The organism is Novosphingobium nitrogenifigens DSM 19370 (assembly GCF_000192575.1).
Lineage (GTDB): Bacteria > Pseudomonadota > Alphaproteobacteria > Sphingomonadales > Sphingomonadaceae > Novosphingobium > Novosphingobium nitrogenifigens.
The window spans coordinates 96,716-109,019 of the sequence record NZ_GL876932.1; the positions used below are offsets into that span (position 1 = coordinate 96,716).

General features: G+C 64.3%; 10 protein-coding genes and 1 pseudogene. 5 read left to right on the forward strand and 6 right to left on the reverse strand.

What is annotated here, in order from left to right:
- Window positions 1–84: 84 nt before the first annotated feature.
- Window positions 85–558: a lipocalin family protein gene (locus tag Y88_RS09935; protein ID WP_232281010.1), complete on the forward strand. Its 474-nt coding sequence runs from the start codon at window positions 85–87 to the stop codon at window positions 556–558.
- Window positions 559–613: 55 nt separating this feature from the next.
- On the opposite strand, the gene Y88_RS09940 is transcribed toward Y88_RS09935, so the two are convergent.
- Window positions 614–2,452 (reverse strand): sensor domain-containing diguanylate cyclase, encoded by a 1,839-nt coding sequence (locus Y88_RS09940; RefSeq protein ID WP_232281011.1) that lies wholly within the window; start codon window positions 2,450–2,452, stop codon window positions 614–616.
- A 204-nt stretch (window positions 2,453–2,656) separates the two neighbouring features.
- Here Y88_RS09940 and Y88_RS09945 point away from each other — a divergent pair, with 204 nt between their 5' ends.
- A complete protein-coding gene (locus Y88_RS09945) occupies window positions 2,657–4,957 on the forward strand; it encodes an FdhF/YdeP family oxidoreductase (protein ID WP_008068611.1) in 2,301 nt (766 codons plus the stop codon).
- Between the two features lie 100 nt (window positions 4,958–5,057).
- Window positions 5,058–5,258, forward strand: coding sequence for a hypothetical protein (locus Y88_RS09950; RefSeq protein ID WP_008068610.1), 201 nt, complete (start codon window positions 5,058–5,060; stop codon window positions 5,256–5,258).
- Window positions 5,259–5,397: 139 nt separating this feature from the next.
- Here the strand turns inward: Y88_RS09950 and Y88_RS09955 are convergent, their stop codons facing one another.
- Entirely contained in the window at window positions 5,398–6,321 is a 924-nt protein-coding gene (locus Y88_RS09955) for a LysR family transcriptional regulator (RefSeq protein ID WP_008068609.1), read from the reverse strand.
- 95 nt (window positions 6,322–6,416) lie between these two features.
- On the opposite strand from Y88_RS09955, the gene Y88_RS09960 reads away from it, so the two are divergent.
- Entirely contained in the window at window positions 6,417–7,580 is a 1,164-nt protein-coding gene (locus tag Y88_RS09960; protein WP_008068608.1) for an MFS transporter, read from the forward strand.
- A gap of 38 nt (window positions 7,581–7,618) precedes the next feature.
- Here the strand turns inward: Y88_RS09960 and Y88_RS09965 are convergent, their stop codons facing one another.
- The 4 genes and pseudogenes from Y88_RS09965 to Y88_RS18950 all read right to left on the reverse strand — a co-directional run.
- Window positions 7,619–8,434: an energy transducer TonB gene (locus Y88_RS09965; protein ID WP_232281012.1), complete on the reverse strand. Its 816-nt coding sequence runs from the start codon at window positions 8,432–8,434 to the stop codon at window positions 7,619–7,621.
- A gap of 56 nt (window positions 8,435–8,490) precedes the next feature.
- Entirely contained in the window at window positions 8,491–10,494 is a 2,004-nt protein-coding gene (locus Y88_RS09970) for a DUF3857 domain-containing transglutaminase family protein (protein ID WP_018075938.1), read from the reverse strand.
- Window positions 10,495–10,716: 222 nt separating this feature from the next.
- Window positions 10,717–10,902 (reverse strand): FAD-binding protein, encoded by a 186-nt coding sequence (locus Y88_RS09975; RefSeq protein WP_008068605.1) that lies wholly within the window; start codon window positions 10,900–10,902, stop codon window positions 10,717–10,719.
- Window positions 10,903–11,030: 128 nt separating this feature from the next.
- A pseudogene (locus tag Y88_RS18950) lies at window positions 11,031–11,526 on the reverse strand (helix-turn-helix domain-containing protein); the annotation flags it as partial.
- Between Y88_RS18950 and Y88_RS09990 the strand changes: the two are divergent.
- Window positions 11,486–12,271, forward strand: coding sequence for an alpha/beta fold hydrolase (locus Y88_RS09990; protein ID WP_081458655.1), 786 nt, complete (start codon window positions 11,486–11,488; stop codon window positions 12,269–12,271). The pseudogene Y88_RS18950 and the gene Y88_RS09990 sit on opposite strands and share 41 nt — an antisense overlap.
- Window positions 12,272–12,304: the final 33 nt, after the last annotated feature.

The window sequence follows — 12,304 nt, forward strand, 5'->3', positions numbered from 1 at the left end:
CTTAGATATGCGTTGCTTGCCGGCATGGTTCCGGCCCTTGGCGCCTGCGCATCGCTATCGTCCATGCCGGTCGGGAACCATAGCGTGCCGCAGCCCGCCAAAGCGGTCGACATCGACCGGTATCTCGGGCGGTGGTACGAAATCTACCGTTATGACGCGTCTTTCCAGAAGAACTGCGAGGCGGTTTCGGCAGACTATTCGCGCAATGCGGATGGTTCGATCCGGGTGGTGAACACGTGCCGCAAGGGGGCAACGGACGGCCCGGTCAAGACCGCGATCGGCAGGGCGAAAATCGTTGACCCCGTGTCCGGGGCAAAGCTCAAGGTCTCGTTCTTCGGGCCGTTCTATGGCAATTACTGGGTGCTCGATCGTGACGACGCCTACCGGTGGGCAATCGTGGGCGAACCTTCGGGGCGTTACCTCTGGGTGCTCTCGCGCGAAGCCAATCCTTCCGACAGTCTCAAGACCACGCTGCGACGTCGGGTGGAAGAACTGGGCTATGACTGGGCATTGGTACGGGTAACGAAGCAGCAGCCGGAACAGACGCCCAAATCGTGAAGCCTGTACCATCGCCAGAAACCGGCGATGAGAGACGCTTGCCGCAGGTTGCGCCTTACCCGGGAACCAGATCGGCACGCTGTTCGATGACGACCCGGTTGCGGCCTTCGCGCTTGGCCCGGTAAAGGCCCGCGTCGGCGGTCTTGATCAGGGTCGATCCGTCGCGTTCCATCGAATTGTCCCAGGCCGTGACGCCAAAGGACATGGTGATCGCGCCCAAGGTACGGCCGCCCTGATGGACGGTCAGTTCGCTGATCGCCTGTCGCACGACATCGACGCGGGCGGCCATGTCGGCGGCGGTCGACCCGGGGGCGATGATCGTGAATTCCTCTCCGCCGAAACGGCAGATGACATCGCCGTCGCGGAACCGGCTGCGCATTTCGACGGCGACGGCCTGCAACACGGCGTCGCCCGCATCGTGGCCGAATTCGTCGTTGAACCGCTTGAAATGATCGACGTCGCACATGACGAGGCTGAGCGGATCGCCCGAACGCAGGACACGGACGATTTCCAGAGCCAGCGTCTCTTCCATGTAGCGCCGGTTGAACAGGCCCGTCAGCGGGTCGCGGATCGTCTGTTCACGCAATCCGCGTTGCAGGCGATGGTTGACCAGCGCCGAGGCGATGTTTTCGGTCAGCACGGTCAGGCGGAAACGGTTCTCCGCCTCGACCACGCCCTTCAGATAGAGCACGCCGATGACTTCCCCGCCCGCCAGCAAGGGCTCGCAGTGATAATGGTCGGTCGCGTCGGCCACATGGGCACAGACGATGTCCGACCCCGGCTCGATCACGAAATGGCTCTGCCCGCGCCGCAAGGCCCAGCACTGGTCCGGCGCGAACCCCGCCGGATCGACTTCCAGCCCACCCCATGCTGCGATCGGAACCAGCAGATTGCGCGAATTGTTGTGGGCATAGAGCGCGCCGGGAATGTCGGGCAGGACGCGCGGCACGAACACGCGGATGATTGCGGCCAATTCCTCATCGGTGCGGGCGGCCTGCATCCGGTGGGCCATTCCGCCCAGCAATTCGATGACTTCGCCCCGTTCGCGCAGGACTTCGGCCGTGTGGCTGAGTTCCAGATTGGTGAGACGCAGCCGTTCCTCGCTGTGAACCTGATCCGACACGGCCTGTGCCAGTTCGTCGGCCATGGCATTGTACCCCAATGCCAGCCGTTCGAATTCCCGCGAACGCATGTCGGTCGCGATCCGCGCGCTGCGGTCGCCCGATCCCAATTGCCCCATGACCGCCATCATCGCCTCGACCGGCTCGCGAATGCGGCGGATCAACCCCATGCACGCGATCAGGACCAGCAGCATCGTCGCAGGCGTGCCCACCACGACGAGCCAGAAAATGGCGTCCAGCCGCGAGGATGCCGTCCCCATGCGCGACGCGGACAAGGCGCGTTCCTCGCCGAGCAGGTCGCCGACCCGCGCATCGACCAGCGTCATCAGATAGCGCCCGCGCCCGGTCGCGATATTGTCCTCCGCAGCCTTGAACTGCCCCGACCGGGCCAGCGAGGCCGACTGTTCGAGGCTGATCGCGCGCGCCTCGACCAGCGTGCGGATTTCCCGCGAGCGGTCGTTTTGCGAGGCATTGTCCATGGTCAACTGGACCAGCGCGGCGGCGCCCTTGCGCGAGGCAGCGATTTCGCCGTTCGCCGTTTCGGCAAAGGCGGGGTCGTGCGTGATGATATAGCCGCGCAACCCGGATTCGGCGGCGCGCAAGTGATTGATCGACTGGTTCGCGGTTTTGAGCACTTCGGACGAATGCGCCACCCATACCAGACTGTTGCGCATCTGCGTCGACTGATCGAGCAGAAGCGCGGCGAGCAAGGCCAGCACTCCGCCCAATGCGACGCAGAGCACAATGATCCGACGGGAGAGCGAACCGGACAAGGGGATTCCTTATTTTCGTTACGGAACGGCTATGCGCATTGGTCGGTGTGCGCAATGGGGAGCGACGAAAACCCCTGCACGCCCTCGTGTCCGCCTTTCCTAAAAGAAGGTGGACGATCCGTGACTTGGCGGGCAGGGTCAAATCGCTAGTGGGACCGCAGGACCGGTTCCCGATTGCCGATCCCAGACTGGAAGTCGCGAACCATGGCCCATGACGATCTGCCCTCCAACGAAACCGCACACGAGAACCTCGACGGCGTGAAGGCCTATGACGGTCCGGCGGGCGGTTGGGGCGCCTTGCGCGCGGTGGCTCTGGCCGTGCGGAAACAGATGGGGCCGAGCGCCAACGCCCGCGCGCTGTTGCAGATGAACCAGCCCGACGGGTTCGACTGCCCCGGATGTGCATGGCCCGATCCGGCGCATACCTCCTCGTTCGAATTCTGTGAAAACGGGGCCAAGGCGGTGACCTGGGAAGCGACCGCCAAGCGCGTCGATCCCGATTTCTTTGCCCGCCACAGCGTCGAAGAGCTGTGGGGCTGGTCCGACCATGATCTGGAAGACGCCGGGCGTCTCACCCATCCCTTGCGCCACGATCCGGCGACCGGTCATTTCGTGCCGATCGAATGGGACGAAGCCTTTGCCCGGATCGGGGCGGCGATGCAGGCGATGGACCATCCCGACCAGATGGAATTCTATGCCTCGGGCCGCGCGTCGAACGAATCGGCGTTTCTCTATCAGTTGATGGCGCGCAGCTGGGGCACCAACAATTTCCCCGACTGTTCGAACATGTGCCACGAAGCGACCAGTGTCGGCCTCGCCCAGTCGATCGGCGTGGGCAAGGGCACGGTCACGCTCGAAGATTTCGAACACGCCGACGCGATCTTCTGCATCGGTCACAATCCGGGCACCAATCACCCGCGCATGCTCGGCACTTTGCGCGAAGTGTCGCGTCGGGGCGCCCCGATCATCGTCATCAACCCCTTGCGTGAACGCGGGCTCGAACGGTTTCAGGACCCGCAGCAGCCGGTCGAAATGGCGACGCTGGGCGCGACATCGCTCGCCAGCGCCTATCACCAGGTGCGCGTGGGCGGCGACATGGCCTTGCTCAAGGGCATGATGAAGGCGCTGCTCGCGGCCGACGCTGCCGATATTGCTGCGGGCGGACCGGGGCTGCTCGACCGCGCTTTCATCGCCGAACACACCACCGGTTTCGAAGCCTTGAAAGCCGATATCGAGGCAACGACATGGGACGGCATCGAGCGCCGCTCGGGCCTGTCGCGCGCCGTGATCGAAAGCATGACGCAAGTCTACGCAGCGGCCGAACGCGTGATCGTGTGCTATGGCATGGGCCTGACCCAGCATCGCAACGGCACCGAAAACGTGCAGCAGCTGACCAACCTGCTCTTGCTGCGCGGCAATTTCGGAAAGCCGGGCGCGGGCATCTGCCCCTTGCGCGGGCATAGCAATGTGCAGGGCGATCGCACCGTCGGCATTACCGAAATCCCGACCGAGCGGTTCCTGTCGCGCCTCGACGCCGCATTCGGGATCACCAGCCCGCGCAAGCACGGGCACAATGCAGTCGAAGCGGTCGCGGCCATGCGCGACGGCACTGCGCGGGGCTTCATCGGGCTGGGCGGGAATCTCGCCTCGGCCATGCCCGACCCGGAAGCGACCTTTGCCGCGTTCCGCAAGCTCGATCTCAATGTGCAGATCTGCACCAAGCTCAACCGCACGTGCCTGTTGATCGCGGGCGAAAGCATCATCCTCCCTTGCCTCGGGCGGACCGAGGCCGACATGCAGGCAAGCGGGCTTCAGGCCGTGACGGTCGAGGATTCGATGTCGATGGTCCACGCCTCGCGCGGGCGCCTCAAACCGGCGGCGGAAAGCTTGCGCTCGGAACCGGCCATCGTCGCGGGGATCGCCAAGGCCGCCATGCCCCATGTTGCCATCGACTGGCAGGGCATGGTCGACGACTATGACCGCATCCGCGACAAGATCGAGGAAGTCTTCCCCGACTTTTACGATTTCAACCAGCGCGTGCGGGTCAAGGGCGGGTTCCGCCTGCGCGTCTGCGCCTCGAACCGCGAATGGGACACGCCCGAAGGCAAGGCACGCTTCTTCGTCCACCCCGGCACCGACGAGGACGAAGGCAAATCCGACGGCCCGCTCACTCTCGCCACGATCCGCAGCCACGATCAGTACAACACCACGATCTATGGCCTCAATGATCGCTATCGCGGCATCACCGGCCGCCGCGACGTCGTCTTTGCCAATGCCGACGACCTCGCCGCGCTCGGCCTTGCCCACGGCGACCGCATTGATGTCGTCGCGGGTCCCGACCGCGTCCTGCGCGCCCAGACCGCCGTCGCCTATCCCATCTCGCGCGGATCGGTCGCGGCCTATTACCCCGAAGCCAACTGCCTGATCGCGCTCAACGACCACGACCACCGCAGCGGCACCCCGGCCTACAAATCCGTCCCCGTCACCTTGCGCGCGGCGCAATAGGCGAAAGTAACAGGCATCCCCCCCAAAGGAGCCTGCAAAGGAGCCTGCAAAGGAGCAGGAAACCGTCGTCACGCGCCATGCAATCCGGTTTCACGGGCAAGTGCTGTCCTCGCCCGACACCGCGCTCGACCTCGCGTCGGCCATGCGCGCCAATCCCAACATGCAGGTCATGGTGATGAACGGCCTGTTCGACATGGCAACGCCGTTCTTCAAGACCGAATACGACATCGACCACATGGAACTGCCCGGCACACTGCACGACCTCGACAGTCTCTACACCCGCGCGACCGAGCAACGTTAGGCGGCGTGGACACCTTCAAACGGCGGCTGCCATCTTCGGGTCATCAATTTCGTCGCCCCGGACTTGATCCGGGGCCCCGCTGGGTTCTTGCCGCCACGCCTCTTTCCACACGTGAGCGGGATCCCGGGTCAGGCGCGGATCAGCGCAACCGATCGACCAGAAAATCGACGAAGACGCGGACGCGGGCGGGCATGTTGGGGCCACCGGCAAAGACCGCGTGGAGCGGTTCCACGTCGTTGGGGTTGTAGGCTTCGAGAATGGGGACGAGGCGTCCGGCGGCGATGTCGTGGGCAACGCTGAACGCGCCGACGCGGGCGATGCCGACGCCGTCGGCGGCCAGTTGCCCCAGCGTCTCGCCGTTGTTCGCCTCGATCGAGCCGCGCACGTTCAGGGCATAGTCGCGCCCGTCCTTGCGGAAAGGCCAGACCGGTTCGGCACGGCGGAAATTGAAGCCGAGGCAATTGTGGTCGTGCAGATCCTCGGGCACCTGCGGCGTGCCGTGGCGTTCCAGATAGGCGGGCGAGGCGACCACGACCCGCCGGTTCTCGCCCAGCTTGCGCGCGGTCAGGGTGCTGTCGGCCAAGGGGCCGAAGCGGATGGCAACGTCCGCCTGTCCCGCGCCGATGTCGACCAGCCGGTCACCGAGGCTGATGTCGACAAGGATGTGGGGATAGAGCCGCGCGAATTCGCCCAGCAAGGGGACGATGCACAAGCGCCCGTGGGCGAGCGCCGCGCTGACCCGCAATCGCCCGCGCGGGGCGGCACTGTCCGCGATCGCCTGTTCCGCGTCGTCGAGATCGCCCAGAATGCGCCGCGCCGCGCGCAGATAGGCCGCGCCTTCGGTCGTCAGCGTCAGCGCACGAGTGGAGCGCAACAGCAAGCGCACGCCCAGCCGCACCTCGATCCGGTCGATCGCACGACTGACGGCCGAAGGCGTCAGGCCGAGCACGCGTCCGGCTGCCGAAAAGCTGCCCTCGGCCGCGACCGTGGCGAAAAGTTCGAGCGATCGGGCGCGGTCGGCGTGGAAGCGCACCTTTGCGTCGGGTTCATAAATCCTTGGCATGGAAAGGGCCTACCGCAACGGTGCTTCGCAAGCCATCTTTGCATCAATTTCCAATGTCGCCCTCAGCGCGCCCAAGCACCGACCGGACAATCGCGATGAAGTTCAATTTCCCCCTGCTGGCTCTGGCCGCCGGAGCCTTTGGCATCGGCGTTACCGAATTTGCGCCGATGGGCCTCCTGCCGGTGATCGCCGGCGATCTCCATGTCTCGATCCCGACGGCCGGCCTGCTCATAAGCGCCTATGCCTTTGGCGTGGTGATCGGCGCGCCTTTGATGACGCTGACCACCGGCAGCGTGCGGCGACGCACTTTGCTGATCGGACTGGCGGGGATTTTCACGCTCGGCAATGTCATGGCCGCCATGGCCGACAGCTATGGCATGTTGATGGCCGCGCGGATCGTGACCTCGTTCAATCACGGCGCCTTTTTCGGTGTCGGCTCGATCGTCGCGGCCAGCCTGGTGGCGCCCGACCGGCAAGCGAGCGCGGTTGCAGCGATGTTCACCGGCCTTACCATCGCCAATGTCGTGGGCGTACCGCTTGCCACATGGGCGGGCGAAGTCATGGGCTGGCGCGCGCCGTTCTGGGGCGTCGCCGCACTCGGCCTCGTCACCATGGCCTCGCTGCGCCTCACGCTGCCCGATCAGCCCGCACCCCGGGGCGGCAATGCGCTTGCCGAGCTGCGCGTGCTGTCGCGTGGGGCGGTTCTCGCTGCGCTCGGCCTGACGGTCGTGGGCGCCAGCGCCATGTTCACTGTCTTTACCTATATCACCCCGATCCTGACGCAGGAAACCCATGCTTCGCTCGGCTTCGTGACGGCAATGCTGGTCGTCTATGGTCTGGGGCTGACCGTCGGGAACTGGGTGGGCGGACGCGCTGCCGACAAGTCGGTCGACCGCACGCTGATCCTGACGCTTGGTGCGCTCGCGGCCATTCTCGTGCTCTTTGCCGCGCTGCTGCCTTATGCGGCGCCGACCGCGATCCTCATCTTCCTCTGGGGCATCGCGAGCTTTGCACTGGTCCCGCCCTTGCAGGTGCAGGTCATGACCGCCGCTGCCGATGCGCCCAACCTGGCCTCGGCCATGAACATCGGCGCATTCAATCTCGGCAATGCGCTGGGCGCGGCGCTCGGCGGCGGCGTCATTGCCGCTGGCTGGGGCCTGCCCTCGGTCCCGGTTGTCGGGGCAGTGACATCGGTTCTGGGCCTTGCCGCCGTGCTTCTTGCCCGACGCACGCAAGCCCCAGCCCCCCTATCGGCGTGATCGCCGCGATGACGCCGGAGAACGGGTAGCCTGCGGCATCAGCCGCCGGTTTTCACAAGATAGCGAGCGACATGCCAACCCTCGGCAAGGCCATTCTTGTCAAAGGCGGAAAATGGCGGGTCGAACGTCTGCGCGTAAGATTCCAAGCAATAATCATACGCAAAATGTTCGTTCCCACGCTGCTCTTCATAGTCGCACTTTTCGACTTTCCCGCTTCTGTTCACGGTATAATGGTACACGTTGAGGACGCTTTGCGTATATCCCGGAACCGGTGACACCATGCGCGTACGCAGAGCGGGCGTAAAGGCATCTCCCGCCTGAAACTCCACATCGATGGTGTCGCGTGGATCGCTTCCGCGAAGCACCGCCATCGCCGCCGATGGGGGCGGCTGCGCTCCATATCCACACGGCCGCTCACTCTCGGGCGCCTCGGTAGGATGCACATGAACCCGGGCCCGGCATGAGGTGATCTTGTTGCTCTTGTCGATCACGAGCAGCATCGATTCAAAATGCTCGCTCACCACAACCGGGCCCATCTGCGGAATCTGCCAGCGAATGCGGTTACTGTAATCGCCCGCAACTGCTTGCCCGTGGGGGTCCCGCGCAGGAGAAAAGCGCGCCCTTTCCATGATCGCATGACACGTGGCCGCATCGAGCACGTCGAAACCGCTGCTGTCGACGATTTCGCAATGCGTCGGTTTGCCCGTGGCATCGACCATCGCCAGAAAACGCGTGGTGCCGATCATATGATTGCGCACTGCGACGGCGGGATAATCGTCATCGGTGATCCATTCGCCCGCTCGCCCGACCGGCTTGGGGGCGGACGGAAACGCGGGCGCCGGAGCCTTGGCCAAGGCCGCAGGGGCAAGGCCCAGCGCCGCACAGGCCAACCAGATCGATCGCACACCCATCATCCGTTCTTCTCCAGCGCCGCCACCGACAGGCAGGGCACGTTGTCGGCGGTCCAGTCGATGTCATAAGTCGCCGGGACGTTCGGGGCGGCAGGGATCGGCGTCGCCTGCCCCTGGGAATTGAAAAAGATATAGCCCAGGCTGTTGTCGAACCCGGCGATACGGTCGTTATCCTTGCGCGCGGTCGCGGCGTCGATTTCGGTCTGTTCAACCCGGAAACCACGGATCATGCGGATGGCCCCGTCGCGCAGGGCGAAAGCGCGATAGTAATTCTGCCCGAACATATGGACATCATACCCCGGCTTTGAGGACCATTGCCGCGATCGGGTATCGAGCGGCAACCGCACCGTCGTCGCATAGCAATTGTAGGAGGGCGGATTGTAATAGGGCAGGTCCTGGTTCTGGTCCGACGCGCGTCCGCGCCGGTCGGGCGGGCTGAAACCGCCGCCGGGCAGCGCAAGCGAACGCGCGCCCTTGCCATCGTCCTCCCAATCGATTTTCCACGTGCCCGTTACCGTCAACACGCTGGCCTGTGCGGCCTCGTCATAATGCCACTGCACGTCCTCGACCGTCTGCCACTGGCCGCCGACCAGATTCTGGCGAAACGCGTTGAGCAACTGGTCGGGGGGCACCGGGGCAAACTGCATCTGCTGTTGCAGCCCCTTGATCCCGCGCAGAACCATCGTGCTGACGACATGGGCGGGCTGAACGAAGCCCTGCCGGGCATCGATCTCGGTCGTCGAGACAAGGTCGGGGCGCTTTGCCTGATGCCAGGGGATATGTTCGAGCGCGCTGCCTTTGGCGGAAAGCGGCAGAACCCAGCGATAGGGAACCGCCGGTTCGGTCCCCGGTCCCGCGACCGCAGGCAGCGTCCCGTCGAGCCAATAGGCCACACCCCCGATCCGGGCCCGGACCAGAACGTGATCGAACATCCGGGGGCCGGGAAGGCGTTGGTCGAGACCGTCGTCAAACCCGTTGTTGTTGACCAGAACCGGCTCTGCCTCGATCCCCATCTCGCCGAGCAGGGCCAGCAGCAGGACCGTCTTGGCCTTGCAATCGCCATAGCGGCGCTGCCACGTCTCGTCCGCTCCGGCAGGGGTCAGGTTCCCGCGATCGAGCCCGACATAGACGTAGCGCACATTCTGCTGCACCAGTTTGAGCGCCGCGCTCGCCCGGCCCATCGGGGTCGGATTGGCCGCCATGATGCGGCGTGCTTCCTGTTTCAGCGGCGAATTGGCCGACAGCCGCGCCGTCTCGGCGAAAAGCGGCGCCATGCGCTGTGAAACCGTCGTCCAATCGGCAAAGTCGCTGAATTCCACGATCCGCTGCCACTGGAACCGCAGCGGCGCATCCTTGGGCGGGTTCGCGGGGCGGGGATTGTCCAACCGGAAATCGACAGCCCGCTCGCTCGTCTGCGCAAGCAGGGTCATGTCCGGCGTCATTTTCAGATTGGGCTTCGCGCCCTCGTCCCAACTCAACCCGATATGATAGCGGCCGGGCGAAGGACTGGCCCCCACGAACAGGGACCCAGAATCCAGATTGCCCAGAGTGGGGTCCTTGATCCGCGTCGTATAGCTGACTTCCAGTTCGTCGCCGACGCGCAAGTCACCGACCCGCAAGACCGCCGTCAGCATCCCGTCGAGACGCGCCGCTTCCAACTGGTCCTCGCGGCGCAGCACTTCGAAATTGGCGGTCTTGAGGACATCGATGACCTCGCCCTCGCGATAGATCCGGATGGCATGAACGACCGGAGCCCCGGCCGCGGGGTTCCAGGTGATCGCGATATTGCCCAGTTCGAGCGCATTGGGTTGCAGGATCCGAACCCGATACCCCATGTAATCCTGCGGCCCCTGCTCATCGAGATGGACGAGCACATCCTGCCGCCGCAGGAACGCAGCTCCGCCCGCACCGGCCGGAACCGGCATCGGGTCCGAAGCCGTCACCCATTGCGGGACCGGACCGATCGCAACTTGCCCCGCATCGGCGAAAGCGCTTCCGGACATGAGCAGGGAAACAAGACCCGAAAAATAAAGAAACCGCAATTCGTTCCCCCCTGATGCGGTCACGGCACCGCCATAACTGCATCAGGATAAGAGGTTATATATTTCCGTCAATTATGGGATTTTATAGAGACATGCGGTAAAATCCCATGAAGCGACCTGCAATGAGATGAACTCGTTTCAGGTCGCTTCATAGGATGTGTCCTTTGTCGGATCAGGCCGTCTTCAGCCGTGTGATGCTTCGGCGTCAGTGTTGAGTGCGATCAGGCGCGTGGCGCTGCCGATCCCGGCCAGATGTTGCGGCGTACCCGACAGGCCGACCGCGAAATAGAGAGTCGGAGTGACGAACTTGCCCGACTGGCCGACTTGCCACGACACCGGCGCCAGCCCCAGTGTACGTCGTCGAAACATTTGGCGCAGATCTGGCGTGGCGATAACGGAGAGCAGGCCTCGTCAGGTTTTGGATTTTAGGCTGCGAGCTTGCGGTGTTGCGAGCGCCTATGTTCGATGGTCTGCTTCTTGATGGCAGCGCGCTGGGCGAGGATCTGCTTGCGGACATCATCGGGCAGCCGGTTCCACACCCGGCTCGGCGCCGAGGGTTTATCTTCGAGCGCCTCGGGCCCGCCATCGATGTAGCGGGCATACCAGCGGGCGAAAGTACGGCGTGCGACGCCCTGCTTGTCCAGCGTTTGGCGGGTAGGCAGATGGGGTTGCTCGACGAGGCGGATGATTTCCAGCTTCTCAGCGGCAGGATACCTCATTCGTGGTCGCCCCCATCCGCGATCATGCTTTTTTAAGTAGGCGGTTCTCGAGCATCAGATCGGCGACGCATTCCTTGAGGGCCAGCGTTTCGCGGCGCAGATCCTTGACCTCGTCACAGGTGGCTGCGCGGGCCGTATCCCCCGCCAGACGGCGCTTGCCGGCCTCAAGGAATTCCTTCGACCAGGAATAATACACGCTCTGGGCAATGCCTTCGCGGCGGCACAACTCGGCGATGCTCTCCTCGCCGCGCAGGCCTTCAAGCACGATCCTGATCCACGGCAGCGGACCGGGCGCGACCGGATGGAGCAACTTTTCCGGCAATATCGAGGCCCTCGCCCGACATTTCCACGTCTATGCCGTCGACATGCCCGGTTGGGGGGAATCCGATCCCTGTACCAAGGAAACGCTCGATCACATCGGCGCCACGATCCAGTTCATGGATGCACTGGGCATTGCGAAGGCGGCCGTGGTCGGCAATTCGATGGGCGGGATCATCGCCCTGGCGCTGGCCGCCGAACACCCCGATCGTATCAGCCACGTCATCACCATGGGGCCGGCCGCCCACCCCGGCCCCAAGCTGTTCGGCGCGGGCGACGGGCCGACCGAAGGGCTCAAGGTGCTCCAGCAGGCCTATCGCACGCCCACACCCGAAGCCATGCACGCGCTGGTCAGCATCATGGTCTATGACAAGACCTTTGCCACGCCGGACTTGTGCAAGGCGCGCTCGGACGCGGCGCTGGCCCGCCCCGAACATCTCGCCAATTTCCTCGACATGCTGGCCAAGGGCGGCCCGGTCACCCGCTTTGCCCCGCTCGACGTCCTCGCCCGGTCGCAGATCCCCATGCTGCTGATCCACGGCCGCGACGACCGCGTGGTGCATTACGAGAACTCGCTGATCCTCAATGCCTATATCCCCAATTCCCGCATGGTCCTGATGAACCGCTGCGGCCATTGGGCGATGATCGAACACGCCGAGGAATTCAACCGACTGGTCACCGACTTCGTTCTTCACGCCTGATCGGGCGAGCATATATCGGATCGAAACGCGCGT

Coding starts and splice junctions, on each gene's coding strand:
- Y88_RS09945 (WP_008068611.1), top strand. CDS start 2,657: ATGGCCCATGACGATCTGCCCTCCAACGAAACCGCACACGAGAACCTC.
- Y88_RS09955 (WP_008068609.1), bottom strand. CDS start 6,321: ATGCCAAGGATTTATGAACCCGACGCAAAGGTGCGCTTCCACGCCGAC.
- Y88_RS09960 (WP_008068608.1), top strand. CDS start 6,417: ATGAAGTTCAATTTCCCCCTGCTGGCTCTGGCCGCCGGAGCCTTTGGC.
- Y88_RS09970 (WP_018075938.1), bottom strand. CDS start 10,494: ATGTCCGGAAGCGCTTTCGCCGATGCGGGGCAAGTTGCGATCGGTCCG.
- Y88_RS09975 (WP_008068605.1), bottom strand. CDS start 10,902: ATGTTTCGACGACGTACACTGGGGCTGGCGCCGGTGTCGTGGCAAGTC.
- Y88_RS09990 (WP_081458655.1), top strand. CDS start 11,486: ATGCTCTCCTCGCCGCGCAGGCCTTCAAGCACGATCCTGATCCACGGC.